At 70.8% G+C, this 20273-nt stretch carries 17 protein-coding genes; 4 read left to right on the top strand and 13 right to left on the bottom strand.

The window, feature by feature from the left end:
* Nucleotides 1-87: 87 nt before the first annotated feature.
* The 6 genes from WME73_RS39740 to WME73_RS39765 form a co-directional block, all read right to left on the bottom strand.
* Nucleotides 88-2829, bottom strand: a complete 2742-nt coding sequence (locus WME73_RS39740; protein ID WP_437741475.1) for a hypothetical protein — start codon at nt 2827-2829, stop codon at nt 88-90.
* A 306-nt stretch (nt 2830-3135) separates the two neighbouring features.
* Complete coding sequence (locus tag WME73_RS39745) at nt 3136-3876, bottom strand: phytanoyl-CoA dioxygenase family protein (RefSeq protein ID WP_437913007.1); 741 nt, start codon at nt 3874-3876, stop codon at nt 3136-3138.
* Between the two features lie 32 nt (nt 3877-3908).
* Nucleotides 3909-4208 carry a hypothetical protein gene (locus WME73_RS39750; RefSeq protein WP_437852869.1) on the bottom strand — a complete coding sequence of 100 codons (300 nt, stop codon included), beginning with the start codon at nt 4206-4208 and terminating at the stop codon, nt 3909-3911.
* A gap of 251 nt (nt 4209-4459) precedes the next feature.
* Nucleotides 4460-5104 carry a DUF2267 domain-containing protein gene (locus WME73_RS39755; RefSeq protein WP_437741478.1) on the bottom strand — a complete coding sequence of 215 codons (645 nt, stop codon included), beginning with the start codon at nt 5102-5104 and terminating at the stop codon, nt 4460-4462.
* A 201-nt stretch (nt 5105-5305) separates the two neighbouring features.
* Nucleotides 5306-5965, bottom strand: a complete 660-nt coding sequence (locus WME73_RS39760; protein WP_437913008.1) for a PAS domain-containing protein — start codon at nt 5963-5965, stop codon at nt 5306-5308.
* Between the two features lie 174 nt (nt 5966-6139).
* A complete protein-coding gene (locus WME73_RS39765) occupies nt 6140-7051 on the bottom strand; it encodes a LysR substrate-binding domain-containing protein (protein WP_437913009.1) in 912 nt (303 codons plus the stop codon).
* 99 nt (nt 7052-7150) lie between these two features.
* On the opposite strand from WME73_RS39765, the gene WME73_RS39770 reads away from it, so the two are divergent.
* The gene (locus WME73_RS39770) at nt 7151-8044 is read left to right on the top strand and encodes an SDR family oxidoreductase (RefSeq protein ID WP_437852875.1); all 894 of its coding nucleotides are present in this window, start codon (nt 7151-7153) and stop codon (nt 8042-8044) included.
* Here WME73_RS39770 and WME73_RS39775 read toward each other — a convergent pair whose 3' ends face one another.
* The 4 genes from WME73_RS39775 to WME73_RS39790 all read right to left on the bottom strand — a co-directional run bounded on the left by WME73_RS39775 (nt 8045) and on the right by WME73_RS39790 (nt 11672).
* Nucleotides 8045-8872, bottom strand: a complete 828-nt coding sequence (locus tag WME73_RS39775; RefSeq protein ID WP_437741482.1) for a SagB/ThcOx family dehydrogenase — start codon at nt 8870-8872, stop codon at nt 8045-8047. It lies immediately after the preceding gene.
* 127 nt (nt 8873-8999) lie between these two features.
* Nucleotides 9000-10391: a YcaO-like family protein gene (locus WME73_RS39780; RefSeq protein WP_437741483.1), complete on the bottom strand. Its 1392-nt coding sequence runs from the start codon at nt 10389-10391 to the stop codon at nt 9000-9002.
* Nucleotides 10388-11374, bottom strand: coding sequence for a TOMM precursor leader peptide-binding protein (locus WME73_RS39785; RefSeq protein WP_437913010.1), 987 nt, complete (start codon nt 11372-11374; stop codon nt 10388-10390). The genes WME73_RS39780 and WME73_RS39785 overlap by 4 nt, the downstream gene beginning before the upstream one ends.
* 172 nt (nt 11375-11546) lie before the next feature.
* Nucleotides 11547-11672, bottom strand: a complete 126-nt coding sequence (locus WME73_RS39790; protein WP_437741485.1) for a hypothetical protein — start codon at nt 11670-11672, stop codon at nt 11547-11549.
* A 650-nt stretch (nt 11673-12322) separates the two neighbouring features.
* Here WME73_RS39790 and WME73_RS39795 point away from each other — a divergent pair.
* A complete protein-coding gene (locus tag WME73_RS39795; protein ID WP_437741486.1) occupies nt 12323-13858 on the top strand; it encodes a hypothetical protein in 1536 nt (511 codons plus the stop codon).
* Nucleotides 13859-14341: 483 nt separating this feature from the next.
* Here WME73_RS39795 and WME73_RS39800 read toward each other — a convergent pair whose 3' ends face one another.
* The gene (locus WME73_RS39800; RefSeq protein WP_437917493.1) at nt 14342-15262 is read right to left on the bottom strand and encodes a transposase; all 921 of its coding nucleotides are present in this window, start codon (nt 15260-15262) and stop codon (nt 14342-14344) included.
* A 321-nt stretch (nt 15263-15583) separates the two neighbouring features.
* Here WME73_RS39800 and WME73_RS39805 point away from each other — a divergent pair, with 321 nt between their 5' ends.
* Nucleotides 15584-16921 carry a DNA polymerase beta superfamily protein gene (locus WME73_RS39805; protein ID WP_437913011.1) on the top strand — a complete coding sequence of 446 codons (1338 nt, stop codon included), beginning with the start codon at nt 15584-15586 and terminating at the stop codon, nt 16919-16921.
* The gene (locus WME73_RS39810; protein ID WP_437741488.1) at nt 16918-17697 is read left to right on the top strand and encodes a nucleotidyltransferase domain-containing protein; all 780 of its coding nucleotides are present in this window, start codon (nt 16918-16920) and stop codon (nt 17695-17697) included. The genes WME73_RS39805 and WME73_RS39810 overlap by 4 nt, the downstream gene beginning before the upstream one ends.
* Nucleotides 17698-17823: 126 nt before the next feature.
* Here the strand turns inward: WME73_RS39810 and WME73_RS39815 are convergent, their stop codons facing one another.
* Both WME73_RS39815 and WME73_RS39820 read right to left on the bottom strand, forming a co-directional pair.
* Nucleotides 17824-19593: a protein kinase domain-containing protein gene (locus WME73_RS39815; protein ID WP_437913012.1), complete on the bottom strand. Its 1770-nt coding sequence runs from the start codon at nt 19591-19593 to the stop codon at nt 17824-17826.
* Between the two features lie 72 nt (nt 19594-19665).
* On the bottom strand, nt 19666-20262 hold the full coding sequence (locus WME73_RS39820; protein ID WP_437852892.1) for a TIGR00725 family protein: 597 nt from the start codon (nt 20260-20262) through the stop codon (nt 19666-19668).
* Nucleotides 20263-20273: the final 11 nt, after the last annotated feature.

Below are 20273 nucleotides of genomic sequence, written 5' to 3' on the forward strand. Positions count from 1 at the left end.
GATCTCGCCGCGAAGATCGCGCGACTTCGGGCGAGGCGCGAAAAAGAGGCGCGGCGGCGCGCTGATCACGCGCTGATCACGCGCTGATCACGCGCTGATCCGCGGGGACTCCTCGCCGAGCGCTGCGTCGCCCCGCCTCGGCCGCTGCGCCCCCTGGATCACGAGATCCTGGCGCCGTGCGAGCGCGTACACGACGCGGATGAGCGCCGTCTTGAAGGCCTTCTCCGGCGGCGGGTTCAGGTGCACGACCCGGCGCTCGCCCGGCTGCGCGACATGGCTCGCGCGCCGGGGCTCGCCCCGCTGCGCGACGGGGCTCGCCCCCCCGGGCTGGTCCTCCTTCGGCTCCTCGACCTCCAGCGCGATGGGGATGGCGCCCCGGGGCTCGAGCGCCGCCCGGATGTCGTCGAAGCGGAGCTCGTCGCCCGCCTGCCCCGCCACGTCGGGCGGCGGCGCCTCGATGCGGACGAGGTCCTGCCCGCCCTCGCCGAGGAGCTCATCGTAAAGAGCCGTTACTCCCGGCACGAAGGCGCTGTGGACCATGAAGTAGTTCTTGATGCGCTCGGTGCTGACGAGGCTGACCCGCACGGCGAAGCCGCACTTGTCAGGGGCAAGGAGGCTCCGGACGTGCTCGCCCTTCGCCACCGAGGAGAACTCCGCGAGCACATGCAGCGCCCTGCCGTGCGCGAGCTCCCGGCTCGCCAGCGCCCGCGCGAAGCGGATGACCCGCATCGCCGTGCGGGCGTCGCGATCGAGCCCCTCGGGCTCGCTCAGGAACACCGCCGCGGAGAGCGGCGCGCCGCGCGCCACGCAGCGCACCGCGAGCGAGGCGAGGTCGTGCCCGTGCTGCGTGTACACCGTCGCGCTGCCCCCGCGCGGGAGCGAGAGCATCGCCCCGTCCGAGCCCGGCGGCGCGCCGCTCGGGCCGGGCGTCACGCCGAGCGAGGCGAGCCGATCGGGGAGCGGCATCCGCTCGTCCCCGCGCTCCCCGAGGACCAGCGTCACCTCGACGCCCGGCACGAACCGCGCGAGCGCGTGCAGCAGCGAGGGCAGCGCGGCGCTGTACCCGACGATCAGCACCCGCTCGATCTCGCCGAGGTGCAGCGAGAGCTTCGCCGCCCACTCGTGCGCCGCCGTCGCGCCGTCCGACGCCGCGGCGCGCTCGATCCCCCGGCCCCTGTAGAGCTCTCGCCCGTAGTCCAGGAGCGGCGCATACGTCGCCGATACGCCGATGAGCCCCCTGAGCCGCTGCGCCGGCACCCGGCCCGCCCGCGCGCCGAGGGCCCACGCCGGCGACCCCTCGGGCGGATCGAGCAGCGGATTCAGCCACGGCACGAGCCCCTCGACCGACACGAGCTTGCCCTCCTCGCGCTTCGGCACCGCCGCCTCGTCCCCGAGGAACACCCCCGCGAGGATCACCTGCTTCTCGTAGGCAGCGCGCGCCATGTCCGAGAACGAGAGCTCGTGCTTCGGCGCCTTGCCGAGCTTGCCGACGGCGCAGGCCGCCTCCTCGCCCAGGAAGATGTGCGTGTAGAACTCGGAGCCGTCCGCGGTCATGAGGTCGGTGTAGAGGGACTCCACGCCTGGCGTGAGCAGGTGCTGGCAGAGGAAGAAGCCGAGGAACCGCTGCATGTCGAGCGGATGTGTCCCGGGCCCGCCCACCTCCTGGATGAGATCGCGGTTCTTGCTCTCCTGCACCTCGACGAACACGTGGCCGTGCGGGTTCTGCGTCCGGAACGAGGAGAGCGTCATCGCCGTCAAGGCGTCGGCGTCGGGCCCGGCGTCGGGCCGCGCGAGGATGAGCGCGCGCTTCGCCTCGGCGGCGCCCACGAGCTCGAGCGCCTCCGGCTGCGCGCTGTCCCCTTGGCGGTAGCTCACCCAGCGCATCCCCGGCGCGTAGAGGTAGGCGGGCGGGTCGTCCTCGGTGCCGAGGAGCGCCATCCGCGGGAGCGCGTGGCGGGTCGGCGGGGGCCCGCGGCGGATGAGCCACTGCCAGAGCTCCGCGAGCCGGATGCTCCGGAGCGCGCGGTGGCGCTCGTACAGCCGGACGAACTCCTGCACCAGCATCTCGGCCTCGTGCACCGGGCCGATCACGAGCGCGTGCCCCGCGTAGCGGACCGGCCGCCGCCGCGCCGCGCGCACGACCTGGTCGACCACGTTGGCGCCGATGCCGATGATGAACGACGTGATGAAGACGCCCACCATGGTGAGGCCGAGCGAGACGACGGCCACGACGGGGTGGACCCGGAGGTTCTCGACGAGGTTGTCGGCGCTCTCGATCTGCCGGAAAGACCACCAGATCCGGTCGATGAAGTTGGTGTCCGGGGTCGGGCCGCGGCCATCGTAGTCGTGCGTGATCGCGAGGTGGCTGAGCAGCACGGAGGAGCCGAACGCGAGCCCCCAGACGGCCAGCGTGACGAGCCCGAACTGCTCGAGCAGCTCGCGCCGCGTCATGATCGCGTAGAGGTCGATCGCGATCTCGCGCGTGAAGCGCAGGAGCAGGAAGAGCCGCGAGAGCCGCAGCATGGGGAGGGCGTGGGCGGCGTGCGCGTCGAGGATCCGCTCGAGCGGCAGGAAGCTGACCCAGGCGATGATGTCGAAGGCGAAGAGGAGCACGTCGAGGCGCGACCGCCCGTCCCCGCGCTGGTGGAGGAGGACGGCCCGGAAGAGGAGCTCGACGCCGAAGATCGCCAGGAAATACGGGCGGAGCTGCTCGTCGAGGCCCTGGATGGGCAGGACCGAGACGAGGATCAGGAGCGAGATCGCGGCCTTGACGGGGCGGGTCTCCAGCCCGCCGGCGAGGCGGTGGAGCAGGGGCAGGCGGGGCGCCATGGGCGGCAAGGATAGGCGACCTCGCGCGCGGCTGCTGTAAGCTCGCCGGGGGCGGAAGGATGGGGAGCTGCATGGACCACGCGAGGAGCATCCGCGGGCCACCCATCTCGCGGAGGCCTATCCCCACGTCGCCGCCGACCTCGGACGGCAGCGCGGCGAACATCAGCCATCCCGCTTCCTCGCTCATCGTGGGATCCGCGCGCGCGGCGCACGGCGCAAAGACGAGGGCCGCCGCGACGGCCACGCCGGCACCAGCATGCGCGAGAGGGCGGGCGCCGCGGTGGCCGGGCGACGGACGGCGGCACCTCAGATCGCCGGCAGCGTCCACCGACGCGCGGTCGGACGAGCAAAGGTGTAGAGGGCGTCGATCGTGCGACGCGGAGGAGCTCGAAGGTAAGTCGCGCGGTGAATGGACCACGCGTGGAAGATACACGCGTCTCCGGCGCGCAAAGCGACGCGCGCGGCGTTCGGCATGTCCGGCGTGGTCCGATCGGCGCCCCTGCGGATCCGGAGCTCGTCCGGCGTGTCCCAGCGGGCGTGGGACCCGGGGACGATCTCGAGCCGATCGTCGTCTTCCAGGGCCACCCTGAAGTGGACCGATGTCGTCGTCGCGACGATGGCGCGCTCGATTTCTGGATCGGATTGGCCGAACTGGCTGTCTCGGTGCCAGTCCCCGTCCCAGTCGCGCCTGGTCTGCTCGTGGTAGTAATGCGCGTCCTTCAGGCGCGGGGCGTCTTCCTCTCCCTCTCCCGCTCCCGCGCGCGAGAGGCCGGCGAGCAGCTCGCAGACGCGCCGGGAGCCGACGAACGCGGAGATGAGCTCCAGCGCGCAGGGATCGTCCTGAAAGCAGGTCGCGCCGTCCGTGAGGAGCGAGATCCTGGGGGTCGAGTGACCCGTCTCCCGGGAGAGCGCTCGTGTGCGGAGGAGCGCGGCGTCGCACGCGCGGCGGAGCTCGGCGCGCTCGGCGACGTCGAGGAAAGCGCGCATGATGAAGAAGCCTTGCGCGCGAAAGGCGTCGATTCGATCTCTCGTTGACGTGCTCATCATGACCTCGCGACACCCGGGATCGCGGAGATCACTCAATGGATGGCCCGAGGCCCACGCATCGCCAGGGCGATGAGGGGGCTTTGAGGGAACGGCCGCGGGCGATGGCGGCTCGAGACGACGAGACACGCGAGCCGCCCCGCGATCTCGAACGTCGCGAGCGCGGCCGGCGCGCCGAAGTAATCGATCGGCACGAGATCGATGTTTCGCGCCGCCTTCGGCGTGGAACGCTCGTCCAGGATCTGCGCGAGCGCCTTCTGGTAGCTCTCGCCGGTCCGGGCCATCCTGGCGCGGACGTCGGCGCGCAGCTTCTTGTGGTGGTGGCGGTTCCCCATCGGCCCTGTCCAGGTGATCTGCCGAGATCGGTCCTTGTCGGCCGGCACCGACGGAAGAGCGGCAGCATCACGAGCGAAGACCGCCGAAGGGCAGCGCCCTCTTCGCCCCTCGCGGAGCCGTGCCGGCGGCGAGCGAGGAGCCGGGCCCGGAGCAGCCCGCGAGGCGAAGTGTTCGCGGGAGCACGGCCGCTGTCAAGCAGGCGCCAGAGGCCCCCGCGCCGGGTGGGGCCGTCCGCGCTGCGGTTCGCGGCTCAGCGCTGCGTCTCGCTGACGGGGTGCTCGGGGCCGGGGCGCCCGTCAGCCAGCGTCTCTCGGAGGCGCTCCTGCGTCAGCCCCGGGCTGCTCGACAGCCTGGTATCCGCGTGGGGATCGTCCGATCGGGCGACCGACTGCGCATGGGCCGTCTCGGGGCGCGCCTCGCTCAAGGGGTGACGGCTGCCGGGCCGCCCCGTCGCGAGCGTCGAGCCCTGGCCGGTCTCGGGCGGCGATGCGGCGTGCGCCGGCCGCGGCGGGGGCGCTCCGGCCGAGCGCGGCGCGAAGAGGTCCGCCCAGTCCGGCAGGTGCCGCTGGAGCCGCACGCGCTCGGCCTCGGGCAGCGCCTCGCCGATGACCTGGCACACGGCCTGGGCGTGCTCCATGCCAAAGCCGCGCGGCGCGCCCTCGCGGCGGGCGATGCGGTCGTAGAGCTCGTCGCGATCGAAGTCGCCCTGGTACGTGGCGCCGCGCACCGCGGCGGCGACGGGACCCGGCAGCCCACCGGCGACCACGGCCGCCTCCTCCACGAGCAGCCGCTCGCCGAGCGTCCGTGCTGTCACCGCGATCGCACGCTCGGCCTCGTCGCGGCCCTCGAAGCCGGCGCGGCGCTGCACCTCCTCGATGAAGCGGTCGTAATCCATGAGGGGCCTCCTTCGGGAGAGGATCCTTGCGAGGCCCGTGCCAGGCGCGTGCCGAGAGTGAAGGATCTGGCCGGCGACCTCAACCTGGGTCCGGCCGGCGACCTCAACCTGGGTCCGGCCGGCGACCTCAACCTGGGTCGGGTCGTCCGACCTCAACCTGGGTCGGGTCGTCCGACCTCAACCTGGGTCCGGCCTGCGACCTCAACCTGGGTCCGGCCTGCGACCTCCCCCCTCCCCTCGGACCGGGACGAACCAGTTCTCGATGGGCTTTCCGTCCGCTTCCATGACGTTGTGCATCGGCTCCCCTCGGAGTGCCCTCCGCAACCCCCCGGTCTGGTGCTCCTTGTAGATGTCGAAATTGTTCAGCCCCACGAGCTGTCCTGGCTTCATGCCGGCCGCCGCGAGCGCCTTGCCGTCGTAGTAGGTGAACACGCCGCTGGCATCGCAGGCCCAGACGACGACATCGAGGTTCTCGACGAGGGCACGGAGGATGTGCTGGTGCTCCGCCTGACGCCTGGACGCCTCGAGCTCGGCCGTCACATCGCGGCCGATGCACACCACGCCCGCCGCCTCGCCCCGCGCACCGAGCACGCGGTGATGAACCCACACGACGGCCACGTCGCCCCCGTCCCTCCGGGCGTGACGCAGGCGCTGCTCCCCGCTGTCCTCGTCGAGCAGCCGCCGCCACAACCCCGCGCCCTCGGGGACAGCGAGCAGCTCGGCGATGGATCGACCCATCGCCTCCTGCCTCGAGAACCCGAGCTGTCGCGCGGCGCTCTCGTTCCACGCCGTGATCGCCAGATCCAGCCCGTATTCGACCACCGCGAGCGGCGATCGCGCGAGAGTGTCGTGTGCGCTCATGTTCAGGTGCCCCGCCCGCGATGCGCCGGCGGCCTCGGCTGTGCAGCCTAACCTCACGACCTGTCGGCAAATCAAGCCTTAAGGGGCGCCCGCGTGGAGGCGCGGATCACATCTCGTCGCGGCGCTGCCGTGGGTCCAATACGTGTGTAATGTTCGCGACAACCCGATGGGGCGCTAGCCCTCACCGGCGCGGCCCGCGCGCGCCTTGAGCTGCATCCGCAGCGCCTCGACCACGTGATCGCGCAGCGCGACGGTCTTCCTCGGCAAGTGCTGGCCGCTCGGGAACACGAGGAAGACGCCGCCCGTCGGCGCCGTCCAGCGCGGCAGCACGCGGACGAGCGCCCCGGCGAGCACGTCCTGCTGGACGAGGAAGGTCGGGAGCAGGCCGATCCCACCGCCGTTGCGCACCACCTCGCGCGCGAAGAACCCGTCGTTCACGAGCCACCGGACACGGAGCCGCGCGCGGGCGCGCGACACCTCGTCTCGCCCGACCGGGCTCGTCTTGATGAGCGCCACGCCATCGTGCCCCGCGAGATCCTCCAGCGTCTTCGGCGTCCCCCGCGCGGCCAGGTACGCGGGCGAGGCGTAGAACTGGAGGTGCAGCTCGCCCACCTTGCGCGCGACCAGCGTCGAGTCTCGCGGCTGCTTCGTGAGGAACCGGAACGCAGCGTCGTACCCCTCTTTCACCAGATCCACGGACTGCGTCGACAGGTGCATCTCCACCGTGATGCGCGGGTAGCGGCGGCAGAAGGCGGCGAGGATCTCCGCCAGCACCTCGGTGGCGAAGTCCGCCGTCGCGGTGAGGCGCAGCGTGCCCGACGGCTCGTCCTCGAGCTCCGGGAGCCCCTCGATCGCCTCCGTCAGCGCCTTGAGCCGCGAGCCGAGGCGGTCCACCAGCGCGTGCCCGGCCGTCGTCAGCGCCACGCTGCGCGTCGTCCGCTGCAAGAGCCGCACGCCGAGCGACGCCTCCAGCGACGCGACGCCCCGGCTGACCGTCGACTTGGGCACCCCCAGCCGGCGCGCCGCCTCCGTGAAGCTCGCCGTCTCGGCGACCGCCGCGAAGACGGAGAGGTGGTTCAGATCCATTGTTCCTATTCCGGCACACAGTAGCCAATTTCTGCGTGTTGCACCAGATTCGAGACAGCGGCAAATATCCGCCCAACCTCGTCACAAGGAGCTCTCACCATGTCTCAGCCTCTCCTCGTCACCGGCGCGAACGGCCAGCTCGGGCGGCGCGTCGTCGATCTCTTGCTCGCGCAGGGCGCAGGGCCGCTCATCGTCACGACCCGGCACCCGGAGAAGCTCGGCGAGCTCCGCGCCCGCGGCGTCGAGGTGCGGCGCGCAGATTTCGATGCTCCCGCGTCGCTCGCGGAGGCGTTCGCCGGCGCGGCGCGCCTGTTGCTCATCAGCACCGACGCGCTGGACCGCCCCGGCCGGCGCATCGCGCAGCACCGGAGCGCGCTCGAGGCCGCGGCGAAGGCGGGCGTGGGGCACGTGGTCTACACGTCGCTGACCAACCCCGGGCCGGGCTCGCCGATCGCGATCGCGCCCGACCACCAGGTCACCGAGGATGCCCTCGCGGAGAGCGGGCTCGGCGCGACCGTGCTGCGCAACAACCTCTATACGGACTTCCTCGTGGCCTCGCTGCGGCGCGCGCTGGCGACGGGCCAGCTGGTCGCTGCGGCCGGCGACGGCAAGGCCGGGTATGTCACGCGCGAGGACTGCGCCCGCGCCGCGGCCGCGGCGCTGGCGGCCGATTTCGATGGCAAGCGCGTGCTCGATATCACCGGGCCGTCGGCCGTGTCCCAGCGCGAGCTCGCGCAGATCGCCTCGTCCGTCACAGGCAAGTCGATCGACTACGTCCCCGTGCCGCGCGATGCGCTGGAGCAAGGCATGCAGAAGGCCGGGATGCCCGCGGCGATCGCCGGGCTCCTCGCATCCTTCGACGAGGCGATCGCCCGCGGAACGCTGGATGTGGCGACGAGGGCGGTGGAGGAGCTCACCGGCAAGCCCGCGGAGGACGTGCGGAGCTACCTTGCGCGCCACCGGGCAGCGCTGCTCGCGCCGGTCGAGGCCTGATCAGGCGGGAACACCGATGGCGAGCGTGTAGACGACAGACTCGTTCACCCCATCCATGCCGAGGAGATCGTCGATGCCGCGGTCATAGTAGCCTCCCAGCGGAACGCCGCCGAGCTGAAGCGACTGGGAGGCCAGCAGCACGTTCTGCGCAAGATGCCCGGCCTCGATCAGCGCGAACCGGTACCCTCGGAGGCCGTATTTGAACCGGTTTCGCCTGAACATCGCCGCGATCAGCAGGACCACGCACGCGCCCTTCACGATCCCGGGAGCGACCATGGATCCGCCTATCTCCTCCCGGCAGTCGCCAGCCCGCACCTGCTCCAAGGCGTGCTGGAAGGGGTCGTAGTGGTACACGCCAGAGGCAACCCCGTCGACCCCGAGGACGGCGCAGTAGAGATCCAGGGGGTAAAGCGCGCCTCCTGAAGGGACGGTCCGCATGGTCATCGGGCTCGCGGGGACCGTGTGGGTGATGCCGTACCCGGCGTACACGAGGCTCGAGAGCGCCTGCGCGTCGATTCGCGCGCCGCTGAACTGGCGGATCGATCTGCGCTCCCGAAGGAGCGCCGTCAGGCCCACATCGGGCAGCGCCGGTCCTGGCAGTCGAATCACCTCGCCGAGCACATACCGCTTGGTTGACCTCGCCGTCGAGCGCTGGAGCTGCGCGCTCGTCTCCAGGAGCGTCCTACCAGCGGCCTCCTCGCCGAGGATGCCCGGATGGAGCTTGGAAGCCTCATGGTATGTCTCCGCCGGATCATCGAGCTCCACCTGGTCTCCATAGACCAGCTCCGCGACATTGACCGTGGCCGCATCGGCTTGACTCAATTTCATCATGTCCCCCTGTTGCCCCGGTCAGCGCGCCACGGCGCCGTGCCGCCGTCCAGCGCGATCCGTCTCTTCAGCTCGTTCGACGACGGACGCCGTGGATGACGTCCGCTCGTCCCTCTCTCGCATGAGCTCACGGGAACGGGTGCGGATGGACGTTGATGTCTTCAAACGAGAGAGGCCGGGCGCGGAGCCCCGCCTCGTACGCCGCATGATAGAGCCGCTTGCCGCCGAGGAACCGCGCGGTGTGGGGCGCGTCCAGCCGGCAGAGCTCCGGGCAGATCACGCGCACCACCCACAGCCCGGCGTCGCGCACATCCGGCGAGGTGATGTCGACGAGGTACGCACCGACGCCTCGCCGCGCGAGCGCTCGCACGGCCGAAGCGGTCTGACCGAGCACGTCCGTGCCCTCCAGGGGGGGCACGTCGCCGAGGTGGCGCCGCACTCTGCTTGCATCGAGGAACGCGGAAGACGCGGAGCTCTCTCGCAGCGCATGGTAGAGCGCATGATCGTCGAACGTGCGGACTTGATGCGCCTCCAGCGCGCGCCGTCCCCTGGGCAGAGCGCTCAAGAGCTGCTTCGCCAGCACCCTGGTCTGGAAGGCTTCGCGCAGCGCCTTCCGTGCAGCCTCCTGACCGGTCGCCGCGCTGGCAGCGCCGACGGTCAGCGCGGGCTGCCCGGCCAGGGTGCATCGCGTCACGCCGATGGCCGTCGGCACGCGGAAGAAGACGCTCGCGTCGAGCGCGGCATAGTGAATGCCCGCTGGGGCCGGAACCACGCGCTCGTCATGACGAAGCGAGTCGTCTCCCTGCCAATCCAGGAGCGGCAGCTCCAATCGGTTGTTCCATGCCAGCATGAACGCGTCGCGCTCGATGACCTCCATCAGCGCGCTGAACGCAGCCTCTTCCAGCGTACCGCCCAGCGCGGTCCCGCTGCTCGTCGAGTAGGCGATCTGCGGCTCGCCGCGCGCGAGGTGTGACCCCATGAACGTCAGCTGGGCCGGCAGCCACGCGGGCATCCCATCCTGGATGGACCAGCCACGCACCCACCGGACCCGGGCGCCGGAGGTGAAGGGCACATAGGGGAAGTCGCTCGACGCGTACTGCGATGGATGAAACAGGGCGAAGCTCTCCGGCTCCGGCGCTGCCCCGTCCAGCTCCTCATACGAAGAGAACACGAGATCCCCCACAGGCACGTAAAACGACGAATACCGCTCGACGGCCTCGGCGACCGCCGCCACCCAGGCCGCCTCTCGGTCGGGATGCACGGCGTTGGACATGACCTCGCTCGGCGCGCCGACCAGATCCGAGATGTCGCCCGTGTGGGCGCCAAAGTTGAAGAAGCGGCAGTCATCCGGAGCGCGGAGCAGCTCCACGGTGTCGCGCACGACGCCCGTATAGGGAGACACGAGGGTGCGCAGCCTGCCGGCGACCTCGGCGAGCGGCGTGCGTTGCGCGCGCCTCGGCGTGACGTGACCACGCGCCGGCTCGTCGCCTGGGGAGCGGAGCGGAGCGAACATGTTCATGGCTCCGTTCCTGCCTGCAGGGCGTACCAGGGGCTGGGGGCGCTCGCGGCGACGGCGGCGCTGCATGCCGAGCACCGGGGTACGCGGTACGCCATGTGCGTGTCGCTGCGGACGGTTGGACCTGGGTTGACCGCGTAAAACCGCCCTGGCAAGAGCGGGTCCCGCGAGACGATCCAGCGGGCCACGAGCAATGCGGCGAGGCCGCTTACGATCGCCAGCATGGCGCACGGCAGTGGGAAGCTGGGCGTGCTGCGCTCCAGGGCCCAGTATTGTCCTCGATACGCGACGTTCGAAGCGAGGCGCAGCCGGTAGCACTCGTAGCAGCAGGTCGCGCGCGGAAGGTAGAGCGGGCCTACCGCGGAGAACCTGCTGTCGTACGCGAGCACTTGCATCCAGGGGATACGTCGGCGCAGCGCTTCCGTGTTCCAGTGCGCCACCCAGTCGAGCTCGCCTCGATCCGGAGCGACCACGACGAGGTTCGCCGAGGCCAGGTCGCCCGCCCCGGCATCGAACGACTTCCGCTGCACGCCCGTGACCCCGGAGAGGCTCACCTGGCGCGCGATCTCGTCGGCAAGAACGCCGGCACCGACGACCGCCACGCTGGCGTCGCTCAACCTTTGCTGCGTGAGGGATTCCGGCTCGTCATCGCGGTATGCCGCGTGGAAGCGAGCCGATTCCCGGACGGGCCGCGGCGCCGAGGCCCCGACCGGAGAACCGCTCGTGAGCACCCCTTTCTCGGCCAGCAACCGCAAGGCGTTCGCGGTGGCGGGCTCGATGGATCTTCCCATGTACTCGATCACTTGCTCGATCGTCCGCGTTCCATCGAGGATCGGAAGCAGCACCGGCAGCAGCTTGCTCGCGGCTTTGCCTTGAAAGCAGAGCGCCCTCTCTCCGTGCTGGAAGATCACCGCATCATCCGTGATCGCGACCCGATACCAGGTCTTGACACAGGGGAACTCAGGGACGTCGTCTAGCTTGTTCATACTCGCTCATCAGCTTCTTCGCGCTGCGGAGCTGGCGGCGAGGCCTCACGACGCCGCCAGCGCTGGCACGCAGAACGATGACTGGGGCAGAGCCCGTCAGGAATCAATGGAGCGCCGGAGGAGGCTCCTCATCTGACGAGGAGCCCTGTCCGGTCGGATAGCGTCGTCCGTATCAACCGATGCAGATGATGCTGCTACTGCTGCTGCACGCGGCGATGCCGATAAAGACGACGGACCTCGCGGCGCCATGCTCATCGACGGTGAGGTCCATCAGGTCATCGACCAACCATTCAAACATTTGGGTACGTCTCCTGCTTCGCCAGATTTCAGCCGCCGATTGCTCGACACACCTTCGTCAACGACGGCTCGGCCGACAGCCTCGACATCGAGGGTGCCTGCGCCGAGCTGGATCTCGGCGAGGCTCTCCCCCAACGTGAGGTCCTGGAATCGTTCGATCGGTCGTCGGTCATGTTCGATTCCTTTCTGCCATCGGTTACATCTGGGCACCATGGCAAGCGATGTGCCAGCCGCGAAGGTGTGCCCAGTCTCGCCTCGAGACCCATGAACCGCAGAGCAGAGCGGGCATTCTCGCTCGGCCACCGCAGGACCGACCGAGCGAGCTGGAAGACAAGCACGCGCAACCTCCTGCGCGATCGAGCAAAGCCCCACCGGCGCGCTGCGCGCTCGGTGGGAGACGCGCTTGCGTCAGCCAGGATCGCCAACCTGCGCCACGGCGCGAGCCAGACGGGCGAGCCCCTCGCGCTCCTGCACCTCGCCCACGGAGACCGACAGCGAGAGCGCCTACTCGGCCTCGGCGTGCCCGCCGCTGTAGAGCGGGCGAACGTCCACTGGGCGAGCGCAGTGCAATCTGCTTCGCAGATTTCCTGAAATTGGACGCGAAACTCCCTTACGCTGGCCTCCCGGGATCTGAGTGGAGGAGGAATGTTCATGGCTCGATGGTCCGTTCTGCTGTGCGCTTCAGCTGTCGTTGCATGTGGTTCGGGGGACGACTCGCCGGGGTACGATGCGTCGGGCGGCGGCGACATCAGCTCCGGGGGAGGCGGAAGCGCGGGAGACGGGGGAAGCGGGGGGAACGGCGGGAGCGGCGGGCTCCCTCACGCATTTCGCTATGGCGCCAACCTCGGCCACCGCAACGCGGACTGGGGCGACGACAAGGAGGCCACGCTCGCGGCGCGAGCGGGCGTCCGCAGCCTCCGCATCAAGCTGCCAGCGGCCCATTTCGCGAGGTGGGGATACGAGATCGAGGTCGGGGACATTCAATCGTACGCGTCCCTGGGCATGGCGGATCATATCGGATTTCTCATCGGCTCCGAGTCGGTCGATCTGACGGTGGCGCCGGCCGACGCGGAGGACTGGCAGAACGAGTACTATATCCCGAAGAGCCTTTACGAGCCGATCTTCTCGGCTGATGGAACGGTGAATCCGGGCAATGCGTGGGCCTCTTACGTGTATCGGACCGTCGACACCTACAAGCCCTGGGTCAAGCTGTGGCACGTGTGGAACGAGCCCGATTGGGTGGCCGACTGGCGCGTCACCGAGACCTGGAGGACCGAACCGCCGAAGGCCGCCGATCTCCCCCGGTTCAATGGATCGATATTTGACTATATACGAATGCTGCGCGTCACGAAGGAGGCCGCGCGCAAGGCGGATCCGGACGCGCGGATCGCGACGGGGGGCATCGGATACCCCTCGTTCCTCTCGGCGATCCTGCGCTACACCGACAACCCCGACGGGGGGGCGGTCACGCGAGATTACCCGGAGAAGGGCGGCGCCTACATCGACGTGCTCGATTTTCACTATTACCCGATCTTCAGCCCGAAGAGCTCGGATGCGTCCGTCGACGATTTCCTTGCGTCGAAGGACGCTTTCGGCGCGACGCTCGCCGACGCCGCGGCGGTGGTGCAGGGGTGGAATGTCTCGGAGAACGGCGCGCCGCTCGCGCCGACGCCGGAGTACCCGGAGGTGGGGAGCCCGGAGTACGCGCGGAACTACCTCATCAAGATGATGACCATGGCGCAGGCGCACGGCATCGGCGGCGTCGACTGGTTCATTCTATCGAACGGCGAGGACGGGAGCGACGACGTGTTCGCGCACATGGGTCTCTACAACGACGTCGGCGCCCTCGCCAGCGTGGATCAGGCGATCAAGACCGACCTCGGCAAGGCGTATACCACTCTCAACGAGATCCTCTTCGGCGCGTCCTACGATGACAGCGCGACCAGGGAACTCGCGCTGCCGGGGGGCGCTCGGGGCGCCGTGTTCACGAAGGACGGCAAGCGCCGGATCGCCCTCTGGGCCGTGACGGCGAGCAGCACGGAGGACGCGTCCGCGAGCGTCGAGCTCGCGACGACAACGGGGTTCGAGGTCCACGCGTGGGACGGCGCGAAGACCTCCGCCGACGCGAGCGGCGGCAAGGCGACGCTCGCCCTCTCGGGCAGCCCGGTGCTGCTGATCGAACGGTGACGGCTGCGACGACCCGACCCAGGTTGCGGCAACCCACTCCGACCCAGGTTGAGCCTACCCGGGTTGAGCCTACCCGGGCGACCCGACCCAGGTTGCGGCAGCCCAGCCCAGACCCAGGTTGCGAGCCTACCCGCCGGACCCGGGTTGAGCTGCGGCCGGCAACGCAGCGATTTCAGCCGAGCTGAACTCTACTCATGGCACGCTCGAACCCCGGCTAGGCGAGCTTAAAGCCAAGCTGGGCTAATCGCTATGTTCGTTTCCGGCACGAAGCTCCCCGTTCGATCACGCAGAGCCGATCGCAACCCCTCCGGACCCACTCATACGCATTCGGAGCGGCATCGTACCAGCATATCCTATTGCGCACAATGCCGCACACCGATCTGCCGCCCACACCGCCGGTCCCAGACGGACGCGCCCCACGACAAGGCACTGATGCCCTCGCCCGTCCCGCCCACCTCCCTGCAGCGCCCCACCGCTGCGGCTCTACACCGTGAGCACGACGTCGGCCACGCTGGCGCCGTGAAACGTGCGCATCCACCACGTCCCCGCGGGGAATACAGCGCTGCGTACGCCGGCACGCCATCGCTCCAGCGCCGCACGGTACGACGCTCGAAACGCACGCACAGCGGCACCTGCGACTCGCCACGCATCTCCCTGCTCGCGACCCACCGCAAACGTCGGATTGCCGTCGCGCAGCGGCTCGAAGCTCGTCACGCGCTCGTGAGGGGACACCTTGCAGGCTCTCTCGGCGCCCAAGAAGCGAAGTCCTCGCCGCTGCACCTCCGCGCGGGCCCGCGCTTCGTGTCGCTCGAGCTCGGCAGAGACGTCCTGGCGAAAGCCCTCCGCGCTGTCCTGCTCGATGGCCGGCGGCAGCGCGAGCGAGACCGTCGCTTCCTCGGGCCACTGGGGGTTTTCCGGGTCGAGATACACCGAAGGCCGTGCTGCGCGCAGCACGCCGCGACCGAGCTCGTCCACATCCACCTTGGCGCCCGGCCACTCGCGAGCATGCTGCACCAGGCCAGCGGCGACAGGATTCGCCATGACGTAAGCAATCTTCTCCACCACCGCAGCGCGCGTCAGCAGCCGCACCACGCTCGTGGCCTCGTGGTCCCATACCGGGCCTTCCCACCCGCGAAGCACCTTCGTGCCGAGCGCGACGATGCGATGGAAGAATTGCAAGAACCGCGGCAGGACGCCCCTCGAGTCGGTCACGACCAGGTGCAGATGCGTCGACATGGCGCAGATCGCATGGACCTCGATGCTGTAACGGCGGGTCGACACCGCGAGGACGTAGACCAGGAGCTGGGTGATTGCCGCATCCGGGCGGAAGAGCAGGTGCCGGCGCAAGACGCGACGGGTGATGAGGTAGGTGGCTCCGGCAGCGATCTCGCGGGGCTGGCTCATGACAGGCGCAATAAGACAAGCGCCGTGCCAGGGATTTCCATCAATCATTTCGCGGCTCGACCAAGCTTCGTGGGTGGCGGCCGCCTGGCGGTCCGCCACCTGAGCTGGAGCTGTTGCGACTACTCCTAGCCCGACCTGGGTTGCGGTTAGTCCGACCCAGGTCGGGACGCCAACCTCGGTCTGCCAACCTGGCCCACCGCCAACCTGGGTCAAACCCGGAGCGCCACCAACCTGGGTCGGCCCCGGTACCCCAACCTGGGTCGGATCCGGGTCGGTCGGTCGCCCCCAACCTGGGTCGGGTCGTCATGGTAGCGTCCTCGCATGGAGCTCCGCCTGCGCGGCCTCACCCACCTCGATCCGCTCGCCGTCCCTCTGCCCCACGGCACCGAGGTGACAACCCGGGTCGACCGCGTCCTCGGGGAGCGCCGCGTCCTGCAGGGCGCCATCGGGCGCGTCGTCGGCTCGGCGGGCGCCGAGCTCGACGTGATGCTCGTCGGCGTGGGCGTCGTCCGCTACCGCCGGGACGAGCTCGTCCCGCGCAAGACCGGCCAGGTGCGGCACGCGGAGCGGCGCAGCGCCGCCTGGGACGCGCTCCTGCCCGCCGTCGTCCTCGAGGCCGTCGTGGGGTCGCGCGCGTGGGGGCTCGCGAACGAGGGGTCCGACACCGACCGGCGTGGCGTCTTCGCCCTCCCCTTCCCCTGGACCACGGGCCTCGCCGAGCCGCCGCGGGACCTCGTGAGCGCCGACGGCAGCGCCTCGTACTGGGAGGTCGAGAAGGCCATCCGGCAGGCCCTGCGCGCCGACCCGAACACCCTCGAGCTGCTCTTCGTCCGCACCGCCGAGGCGCGCGACGACATCGGCGCCTGGATCCTCGAGGCGCGCGACGCGTTCGTCTCCTCGGCCATCTACGGCAGCTTCGGCCGCTACGCGCTCTCGCAGCTCAAGCGGCTCTCGCAGGCGCACCGGCTGGCCGAGCACCGGGAGCGCGTGCTCGACTGGCTCGCGAACGACCCCGCGATGTCGCTCGACGACGTCGCCCGGAAGCTCGCCGCCATCAGCCCGCGCGCCGCGCCGACCGAGGCCGACAGGGAGCTCCAGGCGAAGGAGTACATCAAGCAGCTCTACCGCTCGCTCCACGACCAGGGCCTGCTGCCCGCGCGCGACTTCGCCTCGCTCGCGGCCTTCGCCCGGGCGGACAGGACGTCGCTCGACCTCTCCCGCGACCTCCGCCCCAAGAACGCCTACAACCTGGTTCGCCTCATCGCGACCGCCATCCGCTGGCTGCGCGACGGCGAGGTCGACCTGGTCGTGCAGGGCGATCTCCGCGAGACGCTCCTCGCCATCAAGAGCGGCGCCTGGCCGCTCGATCGCACCATCGAGCTCGCCGAGTCGATGACGCCCGACCTCGAGGCCGCGCGGCTCGCAACCAGGTTGCCGCCGCACCCCGACGTGCCCCGCGCCGACGCGCTCCTCCGGCGGGTCCGCGAGGAGATCGCCCGCCGGCACCTCACGGCGGAGCCCGGCCCCCTCGGCAAGGACGCTCCCCCCGCGCCGGTCGCGGCCTGGGACGACAGAGACGCGGCCCCCGCGCCCGGCAACGACCCCACGCCCGGCAACGACCCCACGCCCGGCAACGAGTTGAGAAAGGACGACGGATGAACCCCCAGGTGCTCGAAGCAAAGCAGCAGGAGGTCGCGGCGCGCGTAATCGCCGAGGAGGAGGCCAAGCGTTCGCACCTCGTCATCGCCCTCAGCGGCGCGCACGCGTACGGGTTCCCCTCGCCGGACAGCGACCTCGACCTCAAGTCGGTTCACGTCGAGCCGACCGAGAAGCTGCTCGGCCTCCATCGCAGCAACGCGAGCCCCGAGCGGATGCAGGTCATCGACGGCGTCGAGATCGACTACACGTCGAACGAGCTCCACCCCGTCCTCATTGGCGTCCTCCAGGGCAACGGCAACTACATCGAGCGGATCCTCGGCCCCCTCCAGCTCCACGTCGATCCCGACCTCGCCTCCCTTCGCCCGCTCGTCGCCGCCGCGCTCTCGCGCCGGATCTTCCGCCACTACATCGGCTTCGCCACGAGCCAGCTCCGCGCCTGGGAGGCGGGAGGGCGCTCGTCGGCGAAGAAGCTCCTCTATGTCCTCAGGACCACGTTGACCGGCGCCCACGCCCTCCGGACGGGCGAGATCGTCACCGACGTCACCGCGCTCCTCGACCTCTACGGCTTCAGCGCCGCGCGCGAGCTGGTCGAGGCCAAGCGCGCCGGAGAGCAGGCGCCGCTCGCTCCCGACGTCGCCGAGCGCTGGGCCGAGCAGATCGCCCGCGCCTTCACGACCCTCGAGGCGGCCCGCGACCACGCCGTGCTGCCGGAGGAGCCGCCCAACCAGGGAGAGCTCGACGACTGGCTGCTCGCGCTGCGCAAGGCGCGGCTCTGAGGCGCGGCGAGGGCTCGCAGGCGCGTCCACCGACGTGCGCACACGGGCACGCCGGAGCGCCGATCCCCGGACGGCCCAGGGCCGCTCCACGCTCGTTCCCGCGGCGCATGCCCGGCCAGCCCGGCCTCACCGCGGCAGCGAGCAGCCGTCCCCGCACGCGTTGCGGCCGTCGCCGCACTTCACCGCGCGCCCCTGCCCCACGCAGGTCACCGGGCATCCTCCCCCGGCATTGGAGCACGCCACCGCGCACGAGCCCATGCACATCACCTGGCACCCTCCGACCCGATTGCACCTCACGACGCTCCTGTCGCCCACGACGTGGGCGCACTTGTTGACGTCCTCGCAGGTGATCGAGCACCCCGCGCCGCAGGTGACCTGGCACGTCTCCGCGTTGCGGCAGTCGGTGGAGCAGCCGTCGGCGCACGTCGTGCTGCACCCCTTGCTCCTCGCGCAGGAAGACTGGCAGTCACCGGCGCAGTGGCTCGCGCAGCTCTCTCGATCGGAGCAGCTCGGCCTGCAGCCGGGCGCGTCGCCGCACGTCAGCAGGCAGCTCACCGGCACGTTTCCCGGACTGCCGCCCGGGCAGGTGCAAGGCACGCCCGGCGGGCAGCCGGCGGGGTCGACCGCGAGCGCCGCAGCGCTCCGGGCCCGCGCGGCATCCGGGAGGGACACCGGCGCGCCGCTGTCGCCAGCGTCGCCGGCGCCCTGGTCGCGGGAGGGCCAGAGCAGCAGCACCATCCCGACTCCCACGCAGAAGAGGAGCGCCCCCACCCCGCCGACGACCGCGATCTGCGTCGCTCCCGGCGCGCGCGGCCCCCGCCCCCGGGGCGCGGCCCCCGCCCCCGGATAAGGCTGGCCCGGAGGAGCCCCCGTCGAGGCGGCCACCGCCGCCGGCATCACCCCCCCCGGCGGGCTCGCGCTCGGGAACTGCGCCCCCACCGGCGGCCCGTCGGGGATGGCCCGGCCGTACGCGCGCGTGCGCTCGTCCATCTTGGCCAGCTCCCCCGTCGCGAAGGGCGGCTCCTCGCCCCGTCGCAGCGCGCGCACGTCAGCGAGCATCGTTTGCGCGTCCGGATAGCGACGCTCGACCTGGAAGGCGAGCGCGCGGTCCACGACGCGCGCGACCAGCGGATCCACGCCCGGCGCCACGGTCGACAGCGGAGGAGCCGGCGTCGTGCCCCTCTTCACGAGGAGCTCTCCCTCGGTGAGCCCATCGTCGTCGTGGACTCGACGGTTCGCGAGGACGGTGAACATCGTCGCGCCCACGGCGTAGAGGTCGGCCCGCCCGTCCACGTTCCTCCCCAGGATCTGCTCGGGCGCCATGTAGCTCGTCGTGCCCAGCACCGCGCCTGTCCGCGTCTTCAGCCCCGAGCCGCCCTGCTTCATGCGCGCGATCCCGAAATCGAGCACCTTGAGCCGCCCATCGCGGGTCACGAAGAGGTTGTCCGGCTTGATGTCCCGATGGACGATCCCGGCGTCGTGCGCTGCCTTGATGACCTCGAGGAGCGTGTCCATGTGGGCGAGGAGCTCGGTCGAATCGATCGTACCGAGCCGCAACACGCGCTCGCGGAGGCTCTCTCCGTCGAGCAGCTCCATGACCAGGAACGGCTCTCCTCGCTCGGTCACGTCGATGTCGTGGACCTGCACCGCGGCCGGGTGTCCGAGCCGCGCGGCGGCGAGCGCCTCCTGCTCGAAGCGGGCGCGGAGCTCCCGGGACACGGCGCCCTCCGGGTGCAGGATCTTGATGGCCACGCGGTGCCCCACGTGATGGGTGGCCGCGTAGACGGCCGCCATCCCCCCCGCCCCGATCAGCGCGTCAATCCGCCATTTTCCGTGGAGGATCGTCCCGACGCGGGCTCTCAGCCGCTGGATCTCGTCCTCTTCCGCTTCCGACATCGGCGCGGAGGCTAGCACGGGCTGCCGCGCGGCCGGCTCGCGCGGAGGCCGCGCCGCGCGCGCAGCGCCCTGTCACGCCCCCCGGCCGCGACCGCGGCCCGCCGCCTCCCACGCCCTCGCCACCGCCTCTTCCGCGCTCGCGACCGAAACGATCCGATCCGAGCGCCGGTCGTCCACGCGCCCCCCGGCGAGCTGCCTCGCCCAGCCCCCGCTCGTCGCGAGCGCGAGCACCGGCTTGCCGAGCTGCCAGGCGACGGCGATCTCGCTCAGCGTGCCCGCGCCGCCGCCGACGACCACGACCACGTCGGCCATGGCGACGACCAGGATGTTGCGCCCGATCTGCATGCCGGTCGGGACGACGATGTCCACGTACGGGTTGGCCGTGGACGCCTCGTACCCTGGCAGGATCCCCAGGATATCGCCGTCGCGCCACGTCGCCGCCTCGCGCCCGCCGCGCGACACGGCGGCCATGACGCCCCCCAGCCCCCCGGTGACCAGCCGGAACCCCGCCTCCACGGCGCGCCGCCCGAGCTCGACGCACACAACCTCGGTCGCGGCGTCCACCGCGAGGCCGTTGCCGATCACCGCCATCACGGGGCGGCGCGGCACGTAGGGAGCGATGTCCCGCTTCGTGTCCTCCTCTTCTCGCTCGTCCCGATCGTCGTCCATCACGGCTCCAC

This window comes from Sorangium sp. So ce302 (assembly GCF_051530145.1).
Taxonomy (GTDB): Bacteria; Myxococcota_A; Polyangia; order Polyangiales; family Polyangiaceae; genus Sorangium; species Sorangium cellulosum_B.